The organism is Dietzia sp. Cai40 (assembly GCF_014145165.1).
Classification (GTDB): domain Bacteria; phylum Actinomycetota; class Actinomycetes; order Mycobacteriales; family Mycobacteriaceae; genus Dietzia; species Dietzia natronolimnaea.
Genome location: NZ_JAALEB010000491.1, coordinates 1 through 2,858, shown reverse-complemented (window position 1 = coordinate 2,858; position 2,858 = coordinate 1). Strand labels below are relative to the sequence as shown.

The following is a 2,858-nucleotide window of genomic DNA, read 5'->3' as shown; positions in this document are numbered from 1 at the left end:
CCTCATCGGCTCCCAGTCGGGACGTCGCACCCGGACCGCGTCGACGAACTCGTACAGCTCACCGTAGGTGACGCCGTCGAGGGTGAGGGTGAGGTTCATCTTCACAGCCATGACCCCAGGGTATCGGCGCGCGGCCCCGGAGCGCATCGGTGACAACCCTGGTCCGACCCCGGAACACGCCTCAGATCTCACCCCAGAAGACGTGGTCGACGGCCTTGCGGCCGAGGCGGGTGACCCGGAGGTACTGGTTGAGGAACTCCGCGCCGTCGGAGGACCCTGCGCAGATGCTGGCCACGGCCGCCAGGATCTTGCCCTGACCGGGGAGTTGGTCGACCGCCTTGCCGCGGGCCAGGACCAGGGCGTTGCGGGCGCGGGCGGCCATGAGCCACGACTGCACCAGCGCCTCACGCTCGCCCTCCGAGAGCAACTCCGCGGCGGCCGCGGCCTCGAGCGCCTCCAGGGTGGAGGTGGTGTGCAGGCCCGGCACCCGCGCCGCGTGCTGCATTGTGAGCAGCTGCGCGCACCACTCGACGTCCGCCAGGCCACCGCGCCCGAGCTTGGTGTGCGTGGCCGGGTCGGCCCCTCTGGGCAGACGCTCGGTGTCGATCCGCGCCTTCATCCGCCGGATCTCCTGCACCACCTTGGGCGGCACCCCGTCCGCCGGGTAACGGAACTCGTCGATCATGTGCAGGAAGTCCAGGCCCAGGTCGCGATCCCCCGCCGCGAACGCGGCCCGGAGCAGGGCCTGCAGTTCCCACGTCTCGGCCCACTTGGAGTAGTAGGCGCGGTAGGACGCGAGCGTCCGTACCAGTGGTCCGTTGCGGCCCTCCGGTCGAAGGTCGGCGTCGAGGTCGAGCGGGGGGTCCGACGACGGCGAGGAGAGCAGCCTGCCCACCCGTTCGGCCACCTGGACGGCCCACCGGACGGCGACGTCCTCGGCGACGCCCTCCACCGGATCGCACACGATCATCACGTCCGCATCGGATCCGTAGGACAGCTCGTCCCCGCCGAGCCGCCCCATCCCGATGTACGCGAGTCGGGCCGGCGGCGCCTGGCCCTCGGGGGCCATGTCCCTCATCACGGCCGCGAGGGACGCCTCGAGCACCGCCCGCCACACGGCGGACAGGCGCTTGCCGACCTCCGGCACGGAGACCAACCCCAGGACGTCCGCGGCGCCGATCCGGGCCAGCTCGGCCCGGCGTAGCGACCTCGCCGCGGCGATGACCTTCTCGGGGGTGCGGTGACGGGACGCCGAGGCGGACAGCGCGGAGGCGATGTCGGAGACCTTGGAGGCCACGAGCACGGGCCCCTCGGCGCCGTCGGTCAGCTCCGGGATCACCTCGGGGTTGCGGAGCAGGAGTTCGGAGACGAACGCGGAGGTGCCCAGCACCGTCACCAGGCGGCGCGCCACGATGCTGTCGTCCCGCAGGATGCGCAGGAACCAGGTGACGTCCTGGTGCTCCTCACACAGCTTGCGGTAGGCCAGCAGCCCGGCGTCCGGGTCCGGGGTGTCGGCGAGCCATTCCATGAAGGCGGGCAGGAGCAGCGCCTGGATCCGGCCGCGGCGGTTGTTCTGCCCGGCCAGGGCCCGGAGGTGCCCGAGTGCGTGGCGCGGTGCGCCGAACCCCAGTGCCGCCAGCTGCCGCTCCATCGCCTCGGAGCTCAGGGACAGGGCCTCCGCGTCGTAGGCGGCGATCGAGTCCAGCAGCGGGCGGTAGAACAGCTTGGAATGGAGCCTGCGCACCCGGCTGCGGACCTGACGGAGCTGCTCGAGCAGGACCTCCGCGGCGTCGTGCCGACTGCTGGGCCGGATGTGGGCGGCGCGGGCGAGCCAGCGGTACGCCTCCCGGTCGCCGTCCTCCGGGAGCAGATGGGTGCGCTTGTAGCGCTGGAGCTGGAGACGGTGCTCGAGAAGTCGCAGGAACTCGTAGGCGGCCACCAGGTTGGCGCCGTCCTCCCGCGCGATGTATCCCCCCGCCCGGAGCGCCCCGAGCGCGTCCACCGTGCTGGCGACACGCAGCTCCTCGTCCGTGCGACCGTGCACCAGTTGCAGGAGCTGGACCGCGAACTCCACGTCGCGCAGGCCCCCACGCCCGAGCTTGAGCTCGCGCTCCCGGAGCGGCTCGGGGACGTTCTCCTCCACCCGCCGGCGCATGGCCTGGACGTCGTGCACGAAGTCGTCCCGCTCGGAGGCCGTCCACACCAGCGGGTGCACGGTGTCGTAGTACTCGGTGGCCAGGGCCAGGTCGCCGGTCATCGGCCGGGCCTTGAGCTGCGCCTGGAACTCCCACGTCTTGGCCCACCGCCTGTAATAGGCCTCGTGCGACTCCAGCGTCCGCACCAGCTCGCCGGACTTGCCCTCGGGTCGCAGGGCGGCGTCCACCTCGAAGAAGGCCATCGAGCCGATGCGCATCATCTCCCCGGCCACCCGACCGGTCTTGGCGTCCGCGGGTTCGGAGACGAAGATGATGTCCACGTCGGAGATGTAGTTGAGTTCGCGGGCCCCGCCCTTGCCCATGGCCACCACGCCGAGGCGACAGGGCATGGGCGAATCCGGGTACACCGTGGAGACCGCCACCGCGAGCGCGGCGGTCAGCGCGGCGTCCGCGAGATCGGCGAGGCGACGACCCACCTCGGCGAACGGCAGTACCGGCTCGTCCTCGACCGTGGACGCCACGTCGTGGGCGGCCAGGAGCGCCACGTGGTCGCGGTAGGCCGACCGGAGCACGTTGACCGCGGCGCCGCCGATGACCGCGGCGCGATAGGTTCCCACGCTGCGCAGGTCGGCGGACTGGGACGGTGCGGGCGCGCCCTCGACGGGCTCCTCGGGCACGGCGTCGACCACCCCCAGCATGTCC

Annotated in this window: 1 protein-coding gene; it reads right to left on the bottom strand. The window is 72.1% G+C overall.

Annotated elements, in window-relative coordinates; genetic code table 11:
• Nucleotides 1–181: 181 nt before the first annotated feature.
• Nucleotides 182–2,858, bottom strand: a 2,677-nt coding sequence (locus G6022_RS16290; RefSeq protein ID WP_182692032.1) for a bifunctional [glutamine synthetase] adenylyltransferase/[glutamine synthetase]-adenylyl-L-tyrosine phosphorylase, incomplete at its 5' end; no start/stop codon positions are given.